This is a genomic window from Yersinia frederiksenii ATCC 33641 (assembly GCF_000754805.1).
Classification (GTDB): domain Bacteria; phylum Pseudomonadota; class Gammaproteobacteria; order Enterobacterales; family Enterobacteriaceae; genus Yersinia; species Yersinia frederiksenii.
This window is the reverse complement of the sequence record NZ_KN150731.1, coordinates 3,964,003-3,977,637: the sequence shown is the minus strand read 5'-3', so window position 1 is coordinate 3,977,637 and position 13,635 is coordinate 3,964,003. Positions and strand designations below refer to the sequence as shown.

The following is a 13,635-nucleotide window of genomic DNA, read 5'->3' as shown; positions in this document are numbered from 1 at the left end:
ATGAAAAATGAGTTTATCGATCGCCCGGCGATCCTGGCGCAAGTGAATGCGGCATTTTATCGCTATGAACAAGCATTGATCAGTAACGATATTCCTGTTTTGGACGAACTGTTTTGGCACGATGATCGTACTGTGCGTTTTGGTGCGGGAGAGGATCTGTTTGGGATTGATGCCATCAGGGAATTTCGGCAAAAACGCCCTTCACAAGGTTTGGGGCGCCGGTTAGAAAATACCGTGATCACCACTTTTGGTGAGGATATGGCGGTAGCCAGCACCGAGTTTTACCGCGAAGGCAGTTCAAGGGTTGGCAGGCAGATGCAGACGTGGGTTAAGTTACCCTGCGGTTGGCGGATTGTGGCAGCACATGTGAGCCTGATTTCAGAGTAGGTCTTTACTAAGGGGCTTTGGGAATCGTAGAGTTGATTCCATTCTTATGTTTAGAGTTCGCTATCGGATCTGAAATTAATCAATTGAAAATTATCTATTGGTTTATCATTCCCGTTTATCTAATACTGTCACTCTTTTCAATTCAGAATCATTTCCCATGACACAAAAAACCGAAAAAACCGGTTTAAGCCCAGCATTGATTGTATTGATGTCAGTCGCCACCGGACTGGCAGTTGCCAGCAACTATTATGCCCAGCCACTGCTGGAAACTATCGCTCAAGCTTTCAACCTTTCGGTCAATCAGGCCGGTTTTATCGTCACAGCAGCCCAGTTGGGCTATGCCGTCGGGTTGATGTTCCTAGTTCCACTCGGCGATATGTTTGAACGCCGTGGCTTAATTGTCAGCATGACTCTGCTGGCTGCGGGCGGAATGTTGATTACCGCCCTGTCGCAAAACCTCACTATGATGATTATCGGCACCGCCCTCACCGGCCTATTTTCTGTCGTGGCACAATTACTGGTGCCTTTGGCGGCCACACTGGCGGCACCGGAAAAGCGCGGTAAAGTGGTCGGCATTATCATGAGCGGCCTATTGCTGGGTATCTTACTTGCACGAACAGTGGCTGGGGCATTGGCATCCATTGGCGGTTGGCGCACCATCTATTGGGTAGCCAGCGTATTAATGATAATCATGGCTCTAATATTATGGCGCTATCTGCCGCGCTATAAGCAGCATACCGGTTTGAATTACGGCCAACTACTCGGTTCAATATTCTCTTTATTTATCCACACCCCAGTGCTGCGCACCCGTGCCTTACTTGGCGCACTATCTTTTGCTAACTTCAGTGTGTTATGGACCTCAATGGCCTTTTTGCTGGCCTCACCGCCATATGGCTATTCAGAAGCCGCAATCGGGCTATTTGGTTTGGTCGGTGCTGCCGGAGCATTGATGGCAACCAAAGCAGGTCAGTTAGCCGATAAAGGTAAAGCGCGCATCACTACCAGCGTTGGCTTGGTATTACTGCTGCTGTCATGGATACCCATCGCATTGGGGCAACACTCAATTCTGGCGCTGATTATCGGGATCATTGTGTTGGACTTGGCAGTTCAAGGAGTTCATGTTACCAACCAGAGCGTGATATACCGCATGATGCCGGAAGCCAGGAACCGGTTAACCGCGGGCTATATGACCACCTACTTCATTGGTGGGGCTTTGGGTTCACTGATATCAGCCGCAGCATATCAACATGCAGGCTGGTATGGCGTGGCAATCGCCGGTTTAGTGCTGTGTATCTTGAATATTACCACCTGGTTAGCTGGCAAACGATTTGATCCTCCCGCCAATCAACCTGTCGAGTGATTGCTATCATGCCCCGTATTTTTAAGATGCAGGGCATGATAGTTGCCAAGAAAGATATTACCCTAGGTTGTTAATTAGCTAACTACTAATCAATGTAGATATAAAATTGGGTTATAGGGTATTAAGACAATTACTACTCTGGTAATGTTACCTAACTTGTTATTTTACCCTGCAACCCAAAGCTGACTTTATGCAAAGCCAAATCACCGACGCGCCACCAGCAACTAAGTCGACCGCCACTTTCGTTGAAGGTATTACTGATAGCCTACCCATTGTTATTGGTTATTTGCCTGTGGCTTTCGCCTTTGGTCTGAGCTCGGTAAAACTTGGCTTCGCGCCGTTGGAAGCAATTTTCTTCTCTTGCATTATCTATGCAGGGGCCAGCCAATTCGTTATTACCGCCCTACTCAGCGCAGGCATGTCATTGTGGGTTTCTGCACTGACGGTCATGGCGATGGATATCCGCCATATTTTGTATGGACCGGCACTTAAACACCGCATTCTGGCTAAATTATCCGGTAAAAAAACCGCTCTATGGGCTTTTGGCTTGACTGATGAAGTGTTTGCCGCCGCCACGACCAAGTTAATGAAAGACCAGCGCCGCTGGAGTGAAAACTGGATGCTCGGCATAGCGTTCACCTCTTGGTTATCTTGGGTCGCAGGTACCGCCATTGGCGCAATGTTTGGCAATGGCCCGTTGGAAAATTACCCTGCCATTGAAGCTTCCCTTTCCTTTATGTTGCCTGCGTTGTTCCTCAGCTTCCTTTTAGCAGCCTTTAAGCGCCAATACAGCCTGACGGTTATCGCTTCACTGGCGGGTGCTTTGCTCGGCGTACTATTGTTCTCCATTCCGGTCGCTATCTTGGCAGGCATTGGAGGCGGATGCCTGGCAGCGTTGCTCCAACCTGTACCAGAAATGACTACAGAACCGAATGAGAATAATGAACAGGAGCAGACACCGTGAATACTGATGTTCTGGTGATTGGTTTAGTGGTGGGAACCGTAAATTATTTGTTTCGTTATTTGCCGCTGCGCCTGGGGCCAGCACGCAAACAAGCAGGCCTGCAACGGGGCAAAATGTCCCTGCTGCTAGACAGCATCGGTATCGCCTCTATTTGTGCCTTATTGGTGGTTTCCAGTACGCCGGAAATCATGCATAACCCACAGAAATTAATTCCTACACTTATTGGTTTTTTGGTTATCTGCGGATGCTTTTATAAAACCAACAGTATTATCTTCGCCACCTTACTCGGCGCACTCAGCTACGGCCTGACATTCAAACTACTTATGATTTTGGCGTAACAATCTGCCTGAATTGTGAGCTAAGACACAATATCCTTACATATAGTGATACTAACTACTTACAAACAGTGACTGAATAACACGAATTGCTAAATTTTTCTGTAATTATAACGTTTACATTATTAGTCACTATCGTTACTGTACCATTTGAAATTAATGAGGCTCCTTATAATGGAAAGTTCGTTTAGTCCCATAGAACAGATGCTTAATTTTCGTGCAAAACGCCAGAAAGATTTCCCTTATCAGGAAATTTTGCTGACGCGCTTGTGTATGCATATGCACAGTAAATTGCTAGAAAATCGCAACAAAATGCTGAAAGCGCAAGGGATTAACGAAACCCTGTTTATGGCATTAATTACGCTGGATGCGCAAGAAAGCCGCAGTATCCAACCGTCAGAATTAAGTGCTGCACTGGGTTCTTCACGTACCAATGCCACGCGTATTGCTGATGAGCTGGAAAAGAAAGGCTGGATTGAACGCCGTGAAAGCCATAATGACCGTCGTTGCTTGCATTTGCATCTGACCGAGGCTGGCGTTGAGTTTTTAAATCAGCTGCTCCCCCCACAACATAAGTGTCTGCATTTTCTTTGGTCAACACTTGACGCTGACGAACAGCACCAGCTTGAAACGCTGACGCGTAAGTTACTGGCACGTTTGGACCAAATAGAGATACCGGAACAGTAATTCCACTGTTTCTATCCAGATAAACAGCTGTCCAGGTAAATAACTATGTCATCCCCACATAGCTGGAGACTCACGCCCTTGTTCGTCGTATTTTTACTGGCGGGCTGTGCCTCAAGCGATAATATTGCTCCTCAGTCTCAAATGTTGGAGAACCAACAACTGCAATTGGCGCAACCCAAAGTCAGTTCGTTGGCGTTAAGTCCTCAGTGGTGGCGGGTACTGGAAGATCCCCAACTTGATGCTTTGATGTCGCAAAGTTTGCACACATCACCTTCACTCAAACAAGCCGCAGCGCGAGTGCGGGAAGCACAAAGTGTCATGGGTCAGGCCGATGCGGCCAATGGCCCTAATATTGATTTAGCCGCCAGCAGTACGCGGGAAAAAATCGCACAAAATACGCTGCAACCCTTCTTGCAGGCTTACCCCAGCAAACCACTCTATGAGACTGCCAATACGCTTGGCCTGAATCTCAGCTATGAGTTTGATTGGTGGGGAAAATATCGCAATCGGGTCAATGCCGCTAATGCCCAGGTTAATGCTGCCCGTGCAGAACAGCAGCAAGCCGCACTGACACTCACCAGCTCGGTGGCGTCGGTTTACTATCAGTTACAGAGCAACTTCGCGGTGCAAAAAGTGTTGCAACAGGAAGTCGATAACAACGACCGTCTGGCTCAATTGCGCACCAAGCAATATCAGGCAGGTATCTATGGTATTGAAATTCCGCAACAAACACAGGCGCAGGCTGACACTGCCAAGCAACAGATTATCCAGTTGCAGTCGCAAGGTGAACAACTGAAACATCAGTTAGCCGCCCTCACAGGTCAAGGCCCGAGTGGCACACAGAATATTCGCCCGGTGCCCCTGCCAGCTATCTCGCAGTTGGCACCTAAAGGTGAACTGACCACCGATTTACTCGGTCAGCGCCCTGATATTACCGCCCAACGCCAACTGGTTGAATCTTATGACCAGCGGGTAAAAGCAGCACGTAAAGAGTTCTATCCAAGCTTATCAATTACCGGATTTGCCGGGTTCTCTACCACCAATTTCCAAGGCACTAACCCCAATCTATTGGAAGCGGCCAGTCAGGCATGGAACTTTGCTCCTGCAATTTCGTTGCCTATTTTCCATGCCGGCGCATTACGCAGCAAGTTAGGCGAAGAATCAGCACTTTATGATGAGTCGGTTGAATCTTACAACCAGACCATCCTCAATGCCGTGCAAGAAACTGCCGATGCCATCACCATCCAGCAAAGCAGCCAACTGCAACTCCAGCAGGCCACGTCAGCGTCACAATCCATGCAGAAGGTTTATAACGTTGCCAGCGCCCGTTATCAGGCCGGGATTATCGGTCGCGATGAACTGTTGATTAGCCAGTCGCAATACCTACAACAGCAGCAATCAGAATTGAGTGCCAGCAACAATTTATTGCAGGCCAAGATTGGATTGATCCGTTCACTCGGTGGTGGTTATCAAGCCCCGGTCAGTGACGGTTCACAGAATAAAACAATATAAAATAATATAGAGCTTGGAGAACACCATGAGTGCAAACGCGGAAGCTCAAACCCCGCAACAACCGCAGAACAAAAAGCAGCAACGTAAACGCGTGCTGCTGTTACTGACGGTTATTTTTATCCTTATTGGGGTGGCCTACCTGATTTATTGGTTCCTGGTACTGCGCCATCACCAAGAGACTGATAATGCTTATGTGTCTGGTAATCAGGTACAAATAATGTCCCAGGTTCCCGGCAGTGTAGTCAGTGTCAATTTTGAAAATACTGACTTGGTCAAAAGCGGTGATGTCCTACTGACTCTGGACCCGACCGATGCTGAACAAGCCTATGAGCAGGCAAAAACCGCGCTGGCTAACAGCGTGCGCCAAACCCACCAGCTCATGATTAATAGCAAACAGTATCAGGCTAATATTGCCCTGAAAAAAACGGAACTGAACAAGGCACAAAATGACCTGAAACGCCGTGTGGTTCTGGGCTCGGTTGATGCAATTGGCCGTGAAGAATTGCAACACGCCCGCGATGCCGTAGAGTCAGCTCAAGCCTCATTGGATGTGGCGATTGCGCAATACAATGCCAATCAGGCGCTGGTTCTTAATACTCCACTGGAGAAGCAACCGGCTGTCGAACAGGCGGCGGCCAAGCTGCGTGATGCCTGGTTATCACTGCAACGTACCAAAGTTGTCAGCCCAATCACCGGTTTTGTTTCGCGCCGCAGTGTGCAAGTGGGTGCTGAAATCGCTAATGGTGCACCGCTCATGGCCGTTATTCCGGCTAATGAGATGTGGATTGACGCTAACTTCAAAGAAACACAGTTAGCCAATATGCGCATTGGCCAATCGGCTACGGTAGTGACGGATTTCTATGGCGATGATGTTGTTTATCAAGGGAAAGTCGTCGGTCTGGATATGGGGACCGGCAGTGCTTTCTCACTGCTACCAGCACAAAACGCCACCGGTAACTGGATCAAAGTGGTTCAGCGCCTGCCAGTCCGTATTGCGTTAGAGCCAAAACAGCTGGCTGAGCACCCGCTGCGCATTGGTCTCTCTTCCACCGTAAGAGTGGATACCGCCAATACCGAGGGTCAAGTGTTAGCACAAGATGTGCGTAAAGATCCGGCATTTGTCACTGACGCTCTGTCAATCGACTTAGCGCCAGTAAATCAAATGATTAGCGATATTGTTCATGCGAATGCAGGTTAATGTTCATGCAAACGCAGGTTAAGCGCGCCGGAGGCCACTGTGGCACAAAAACCGCTTGAAGGTGCCCAACTCGCCTGGATGACTGTCGCGCTATCATTAGCGACCTTCATGCAGGTGCTGGATTCAACCATTGCTAACGTGGCTATTCCGACCATTGCCGGTGATCTGGGTTCATCCAACTCACAAGGCACGTGGGTTATCACCTCGTTTGGTGTGGCCAATGCTATCTCCATCCCTATCACCGGCTGGTTGGCAAAACGTGTCGGCGAAGTTCGCCTATTCTTGTGGGCAATCGGTTTATTTGCGCTGGCTTCATGGTTGTGTGGCATTTCAAACAGCCTGGGGATGCTTATCTTCTTCCGGGTGATTCAAGGGCTGGTTGCCGGGCCATTGATTCCATTGTCACAAAGCTTACTACTGAATAACTACCCCCCCGCGAAGCGAAGTATGGCCCTGGCATTGTGGTCGATGACAATTGTTGTCGCCCCGATCTTTGGGCCGATCCTTGGCGGTTATATCAGTGACAACTATCACTGGGGCTGGATCTTCTTTATCAACATCCCTATTGGGATAGTGGTTGTTTTAATTGCAGGCAGTACCCTGAAAGGCCGAGAGACTAAAACTGAGATCAGGCCAATTGATACGGTGGGATTAGTATTATTGGTTGTCGGTATCGGTGCCTTGCAGATCATGCTTGACCAAGGTAAGGAGCTGGATTGGTTTAACTCGACCGAGATTATCGTCCTGACGGTCGTGGCCGTGATTGCCATTGCCTTCCTGATAGTGTGGGAGCTAACCGACGACCATCCGGTGATCGATTTGTCATTATTCAAATCGAGAAACTTTACTATTGGTTGTTTGTGTATCAGCCTGGCCTATATGTTGTACTTTGGCGCGATTGTTTTGCTGCCCCAGCTACTTCAGGAGGTCTATGGCTATACCGCCACTTGGGCAGGTCTGGCATCCGCGCCAGTGGGGATATTACCGGTATTGCTGTCGCCGATAATTGGTCGTTTCTCTCATCGAATTGATATGCGGCAGTTAGTCACATTCAGCTTCATTATGTATGCAGTTTGTTTCTACTGGCGGGCATATACATTCGAACCGGGAATGGATTTTGGCGCTTCGGCATGGCCTCAATTTGTGCAAGGCTTTGCGATTGCCTGCTTCTTTATGCCACTGACTGCGATAACCTTATCCGGTTTACCTCCAGAGCGTATGGCCGCGGCATCCAGTTTATCTAACTTTCTGCGAACACTGGCCGGTTCGATTGGTACCTCAATCACCACCACCTTGTGGACGCAAAGAGAATCTATGCACCATTCGCAGCTGACGGAGTTTGTTAATCCGTTCAACCCAAATGCGACACAGATGTATCAGGATTTGGAAAAACTGGGGATGAATCAGCAACAGGCTTCGGCCTATCTGGCACGCGAGATTACTAATCAGGGGCTGATTATCTCGGCTAATGAAATATTCTGGCTGGCGGGTGGTGTCTTCCTGCTACTGCTGGCATTAGTCTGGTTTGCTAAACCCCCCTTTACTTCCGGTGGCGGTGGTGGTGGCGCGCACTAAGTCAATCAAAATTGAACCTAAAAAAATGGGCGCTGACTTATCATCAGCGCCCATTTTTCATACTGAACATACCCAAGATAGACAGCAAATAAATGCTGCTAATCCCCCTGCAACGTCAGGGACGAAGGGTATTATTGGGCGCTATTTTGACGCCACCATTCTGACAGCAAAATACCCGTCGCCACCGACACGTTCAGACTTTCAACACGCCCGGTACCGCCGATAGACACACTCATATCCCCCTGCTGCCAGGCACTGTCGGTCAGGCCATCACTTTCTTGACCTAACACCAGCACCATTTTGGCTGGCAGTTCAGCTTTCGCCAGACTGACACCTTTATGGCTTGAAGTGGTGACGATGGTGTAACCCGCTTTACGGAAGGTATCGAGCACAGAGAGGAAATCATCGGCATTGATTGCCTTGATATGCTCTGCACCGCCTTCTGCTGTACGTACTGCGGCACCTGATTCCAGCATCGCCGGATCTTGTAACAACACCCCGTTAATACCGAAGTGCGCACAGGTACGCATGATACCGCCCAGATTATGCGGGTTACCCACATCTTCCAGCGCCAATACACAATCTTTCGCCTGAGTCTGTTGCTGCAGATAGGTTTCTGCATCCAAACCCTGACGTTTCTTAATCAGGAAACACACGCCACCGTGGTGCTCTGTGCCGGACGCTTTCGCCAGCTCGTCTTCTTCAACCACATGGTAAGCCTTGCGGTTAGCCGCCATCCATTTCAGCGCTTCACGGAAACGAGGGGTCACTGACTGCACAAACCAGGCGCGCACGATAGCATCAGGGCGGCTTTCAAACAGCGCTTTACAGGCATTCTCGCCATAAACACGTGTTTCTTCAGCCCGCTGACGGCGCAATTGTGCCGGGTCCACATGGCTTTTACCGCTGATACCGCCATGATCAAACTCTGGCTCTTCAGATGGCGCACGAGACACGGTTTTCCACGGTGAATCGTAAGGGCCATTGCTGTCAGAACGTGCCGGACGGCTAGGACGATCGCGTTCATTACGGCCGGAATCGTTACGACGTGAGTCATTATTACGCGATGAACTGCCTCGACCAGCATTATCACCCGGACGACCTTTAGCTGCCGGACGTTGCTTGTTACTACGGTTATTGCTGTTACGGTCGTCGCTGCTTTCGTCACTGCGGACGTACATCACTTTAACTTTGCCGTTCTTGCCACTAAATGAATCGTTCATTGTCTTCTCCACCAACGCGCAGGGCGCGAAGATTACCTGATGTCTGTTCGGTTATCCATAAGCAAGCGCTAAAAGCTACCAACTATCGTATTCATTGAATAAACCTTTTTGGCACTGACCTCATTTATACTCATAATAGATAACAACAACGAAACAATTCAGCTCACTTTGACTGTCTGGTTTCTCTTATCTACTGAGACACAAAATAAAGGCTAATTTATGAATACGGTATGTACAGCTTGTATGGCGACCAATCGCCTGCCGGAAGCTCGTATTGATGACGGCGCTAAATGTGGGCGCTGTGGCCACTCTTTATTTGATGGCGAAGTTATTAACGCCACCGCCGAAACACTGGATAAACTGCTGCAAGATGACCTGCCCATCGTCATCGATTTCTGGGCGCCTTGGTGTGGCCCTTGCCGCAATTTCGCCCCCATTTTTACCGATGTTGCCGCTGAGCGCGCGAGAAAAGTCCGCTTCGTCAAAGTGAATACTGAAGCAGAACCAGCACTCAGCACCCGTTTCCGTATCCGCAGCATTCCCACCATTATGCTGTATCGTAACGGCAAAATGGTCGACATGCTTAGTGGGGCAGTACCAAAGGCACCTTTTGACAATTGGTTAGATGAGCAATTAGCCCTAGAGCCCATGCCTCGTTAAGCTAGTTTACTTCATTTATTGCTCATTTGGAGGTATTCACCCGCCAAATGAGACTGACGCCCTTGACAGCTTTCTGCCTGGGGCGTGACTTTATCTATAATTCAGGCCAGAGGTTCATTAGAATAGCGCTATTTCTTCAGGAGCCCGTCGTGACGGAGACATTGAACAACGAGCAGCTATTGCCCGTAAACATAACGACGGAAAATGCGGTATTGCGCCTGCGTCGCCAGCGGCTAGCACTATCCACTCGCCCTTATCGTGCCCGTGGCTGCCGCGCTATTCGCTGCCAAGGCTGTCTGCTGACTGAGCGCTTTTGTTTGTGCGATACCATCAAGCCTCAACCCGCCAGTAGCCGCTTTTGTCTGGTGATGTTCGACACCGAACCACTCAAGCCCAGCAATACCGGCCGCCTGATTGCCGATATCTTGCCAGACACCCAAGCCTTTCTTTGGGCCCGCACAGAAGTAGATCCTGAGCTATTAGCCGCGATACAAGACCCTCGGCGTCAGCCTTATGTGGTTTTCCCGGAAAAATATGCCGAACCTGAACGGCTAGTGCTCAATCAATTGCCTATCAGCGATAAACCACCGTTATTCATTCTGTTAGACGGGACTTGGACTGAGGCCAAAAAGATGTTCCGCAAAAGCCCATATCTCGCGAGTTTACCGCTGTTATCGTTGAATGTTAGCAATGCCTCTGATTATCTGCTGCGCGAAGCACCCCGCCCAGAACAACACTGTACTGTCGAGGTGGCCGCAGCCTTACTCCAGCAGGCGGGCGATATTCAAGCCGCTGATGGGTTAACCGCGCATTTCCACTATTTCCGCCAACAATATTTAGCCGGAAAACCTCACCATCCAGTGGGCCGAGTCACAGCAAGTATCGAAGATATCGCATAAAATCAGGTAAGTTGCCCTTAACTTATACCCGATAGATTTCAGGGTGCAGGAAGGCGGCAAAGGAGAGAGCCCCGATGAGCTTACATTAGTCAGTAATTCGGGTAACCGAGAGCAGCCAACACATCTGCAATGTGAAAGATGACGGGGATAAATATGAGCCAACGTGGATTAGAAGCACTACTACGGCCGAAGTCTATCGCGGTCATCGGCGCTTCTGAAAAACCTGAGCGTGCTGGTTTCTTGATGATGCGTAATTTGCTTGATGGCGGGTTCAACGGCCCTATTTTGCCGGTAACCCCCACTCATAAAGCCGTTTGTGGCGTGCTGGCTTATGCGAATATTGCCAGCCTACCCATCACGCCAGACTTAGCTATCCTGTGTACCCATAACAGTCGCAACCTAACCCTGCTGGAAGATTTGGGCACGCATGGCTGCAAGGCAGTAATTATTTTGTCGGCAGCAACCGAGCAATTCTCAGAGCTGAAAGCCTGTGCACAGCGCCATCATATGCGCCTGCTTGGCCCCAATAGCTTAGGTTTGCTGGCTCCGTGGCAAGGGTTAAATGCCAGTTTCTCACCAGTTCCAATCAAAAAAGGTCGGTTGGCATTTATTTCCCAGTCGGCAGCTGTGGCCAATACCATTCTGGATTGGGCGCAACAGCGGGAAGTTGGCTTCTCTTACTTTATTGCGCTGGGTGACAGCCTGGATATTGATGTCGATGACTTACTCGATTTCTTAGCCCGTGACGGCAAAACCAGTGCCATCATGCTGTATATCGAACATATTAGTGATGCCCGCCGCTTCTTATCCGCCTCGCGTAGTGCGTCACGCAACAAACCTATTCTGGTGGTTAAAAGTGGCCGCAGCCAACGCGCGCAGCAGTTGCTCAATGGCCAGCAAGGGCTGGATGCCGCCTATGATGCCGCCATTCAGCGCGCGGGATTACTGCGAGTCCAAGACACTCACGAGCTGTTCTCTGCGGTCGAAACACTGAGTCATATGCACCCATTACGTGGCGAGCGGCTGTTAATTGTCAGTAATGGCGCAGCCCCGGCGGCTATGGCCTTGGATGAGCTGATTAGCCGCAATGGCAAGCTGGCGACATTATCTGATACAACTCAATCCGCCCTGAGTGCCGCGCTACCGCCTTTTGTTTCCTTACGTAACCCAATAGACCTACGCGATGACGCGACTGCTGAGCGCTACTTAGCGGCGGTTAAACCCCTATTGGACAGCACCGACTATGACGCGCTACTACTGATCCACTCGCCAAGTGCCGCAGCACCGGGCAACAAAACTGCCGAGTTATTGATTTCAGCTATCCGCCAACATCCACGCGGCAAACGCATCACGTTGCTGACTAACTGGTGCGGTGAATATTCATCACAAGATGCCCGCCGTTTGTTTACCGAAGCGGGGATCCCGACCTACCGCACACCGGAAGGGGCGATTACCGCTTTTATGCATATGGTGGAATATCGTCGCAACCAAAAACAACTGAAAGAGACCCCTGCACTGCCTGTTGGCCTCACAGCGAATACCGCCCATGTGCATCAGTTAATCCGTCAGGCGTTGGCAGAAGGAACAACCCAGCTCGATACCCATGAAGTACAGCCGATTCTTGAAGCTTATGGCCTTCGCATGCTACCAACCTGGATTGCCAGTGATAGTGTCGAAGCAGTACATATTGCTGAGCGACTCGGTTACCCGGTTGCCATCAAATTGCGCTCGCCTGATATCCCACACAAATCAGAAGTTCAGGGTGTTATGTTGTATCTGCGCACCGCGCTTGAAGTACAGCGGGCTGCTGACGATATCCTTGATCGGGTCAAGCGAACTTATCCGCAAGCCCGTATCCACGGTTTACTAGTGCAAAGCATGGCAAACCGTGCCGGAGCACAGGAGCTGCGAATTGCTGTCGAGCAAGATGCTATTTTTGGCCCGCTGATCATGTTGGGAGAAGGGGGGGTCGAGTGGCACCATGAAACCCAAGCCGCCGTCGCATTGCCACCACTGAATATGGCACTGGCTCGCTACCTGATCATACAGGCCGTCAAAGGCGGAAAAATTCGCAGCCGTGGTTCACTCCAACCTTTGGATATCCCTGGGTTAAGCCACTTGCTGGTACAGGTCTCCAATCTGATCCTTGATTGCCCTGAAATCTCACGTTTAGATATTCATCCCGTGCTTGCTTCTGGCAGTGAGTTCACTCTGCTGGATGTCTCAATGCAATTGGCACCCGTCACTGGCGACCCGCAGGCTCGGCTGGCTATTCGCCCCTACCCTCATGAGCTTGAGCAAGAAGTGGTGCTTAAAGATGGTTCTCAGTGTTTATTCCGTCCAATCTTGCCGGAAGATGAGCCGCTGCTGAAATTGTTTATTGATCAAGTGACTAAAGAAGATCTCTACTATCGCTACTTTAGTGAAATCAATGAATTCAGCCACGATGATTTGGCGAACATGACGCAGATTGACTATGATCGGGAAATGGCTTTTGTCGCAGTGCGCCAAAATGTAACTGGCCCAGAAATTATTGGCGTCACACGTGCACTATCGGATCCTGACAATATCGACGCGGAATTTGCGGTATTGGTACGCTCAGATCTCAAAGGGTTGGGATTAGGACGAGAGTTACTCGAAAAAATGATTCAATATACACGCAGCCACGGGCTAACAAGGCTCACTGCGGTTACCATGCCCAATAACCGCGGCATGATAGGTTTGGCGAAAAAACTCGGTTTTAGTATTGATGTACAGATGGAGGATGGAATCGTTAATCTTGAGCTGACACTTTGATTTTAAGTGTACGAATCAAAGTGACATGGACCACATAGA

12 protein-coding genes are annotated in these 13,635 nt (G+C 49.6%); 11 read left to right on the top strand and 1 reads right to left on the bottom strand.

All coding sequences use genetic code 11. The annotated features are described in order from the left end of the window. The 8 genes from hpxZ (at position 1) to emrB (ending at position 8,018) form a co-directional block, all read left to right on the top strand. The gene (gene hpxZ, locus DJ58_RS04270) at positions 1–387 is read left to right on the top strand and encodes an oxalurate catabolism protein HpxZ (RefSeq protein ID WP_004707390.1); all 387 of its coding nucleotides are present in this window, start codon (positions 1–3) and stop codon (positions 385–387) included. Positions 388–544: 157 nt separating this feature from the next. After that, positions 545–1,747, top strand: a complete 1,203-nt coding sequence (locus tag DJ58_RS04275; protein ID WP_004707389.1) for an MFS transporter — start codon at positions 545–547, stop codon at positions 1,745–1,747. A gap of 190 nt (positions 1,748–1,937) precedes the next feature. Next, complete coding sequence (locus DJ58_RS04280; RefSeq protein ID WP_004707388.1) at positions 1,938–2,711, top strand: AzlC family ABC transporter permease; 774 nt, start codon at positions 1,938–1,940, stop codon at positions 2,709–2,711. Then, positions 2,708–3,049, top strand: a complete 342-nt coding sequence (gene ygaH, locus DJ58_RS04285; RefSeq protein WP_032910625.1) for an L-valine transporter subunit YgaH — start codon at positions 2,708–2,710, stop codon at positions 3,047–3,049. Before DJ58_RS04280 ends, ygaH begins: the two co-directional genes overlap by 4 nt. A gap of 171 nt (positions 3,050–3,220) precedes the next feature. Then, positions 3,221–3,733 carry a transcriptional repressor MprA gene (gene mprA / locus DJ58_RS04290; RefSeq protein ID WP_032910624.1) on the top strand — a complete coding sequence of 171 codons (513 nt, stop codon included), beginning with the start codon at positions 3,221–3,223 and terminating at the stop codon, positions 3,731–3,733. A gap of 45 nt (positions 3,734–3,778) precedes the next feature. Further along, positions 3,779–5,245: an efflux transporter outer membrane subunit gene (locus tag DJ58_RS04295; RefSeq protein WP_032910623.1), complete on the top strand. Its 1,467-nt coding sequence runs from the start codon at positions 3,779–3,781 to the stop codon at positions 5,243–5,245. Between the two features lie 25 nt (positions 5,246–5,270). After that, a complete protein-coding gene (gene emrA / locus DJ58_RS04300; protein ID WP_004707381.1) occupies positions 5,271–6,443 on the top strand; it encodes a multidrug efflux MFS transporter periplasmic adaptor subunit EmrA in 1,173 nt (390 codons plus the stop codon). 39 nt (positions 6,444–6,482) lie between these two features. Continuing rightward, positions 6,483–8,018 (top strand): multidrug efflux MFS transporter permease subunit EmrB, encoded by a 1,536-nt coding sequence (gene emrB / locus DJ58_RS04305; protein WP_004707377.1) that lies wholly within the window; start codon positions 6,483–6,485, stop codon positions 8,016–8,018. 131 nt (positions 8,019–8,149) lie between these two features. Here emrB and DJ58_RS04310 read toward each other — a convergent pair whose 3' ends face one another. Then, positions 8,150–9,241 carry a tRNA/rRNA methyltransferase gene (locus DJ58_RS04310; protein ID WP_004707376.1) on the bottom strand — a complete coding sequence of 364 codons (1,092 nt, stop codon included), beginning with the start codon at positions 9,239–9,241 and terminating at the stop codon, positions 8,150–8,152. 219 nt (positions 9,242–9,460) lie between these two features. Between DJ58_RS04310 and trxC the strand changes: the two genes are divergently transcribed. The 3 genes from trxC to DJ58_RS04325 all read left to right on the top strand — a co-directional run bounded on the left by trxC (position 9,461) and on the right by DJ58_RS04325 (position 13,596). Then, entirely contained in the window at positions 9,461–9,901 is a 441-nt protein-coding gene (gene trxC / locus DJ58_RS04315; RefSeq protein ID WP_032910622.1) for a thioredoxin TrxC, read from the top strand. Between the two features lie 149 nt (positions 9,902–10,050). Next, positions 10,051–10,800, top strand: a complete 750-nt coding sequence (locus tag DJ58_RS04320) for a tRNA-uridine aminocarboxypropyltransferase (protein ID WP_004707373.1) — start codon at positions 10,051–10,053, stop codon at positions 10,798–10,800. Between the two features lie 153 nt (positions 10,801–10,953). Next, complete coding sequence (locus tag DJ58_RS04325; RefSeq protein ID WP_032910620.1) at positions 10,954–13,596, top strand: bifunctional acetate--CoA ligase family protein/GNAT family N-acetyltransferase; 2,643 nt, start codon at positions 10,954–10,956, stop codon at positions 13,594–13,596. Positions 13,597–13,635 lie beyond the last annotated feature (39 nt).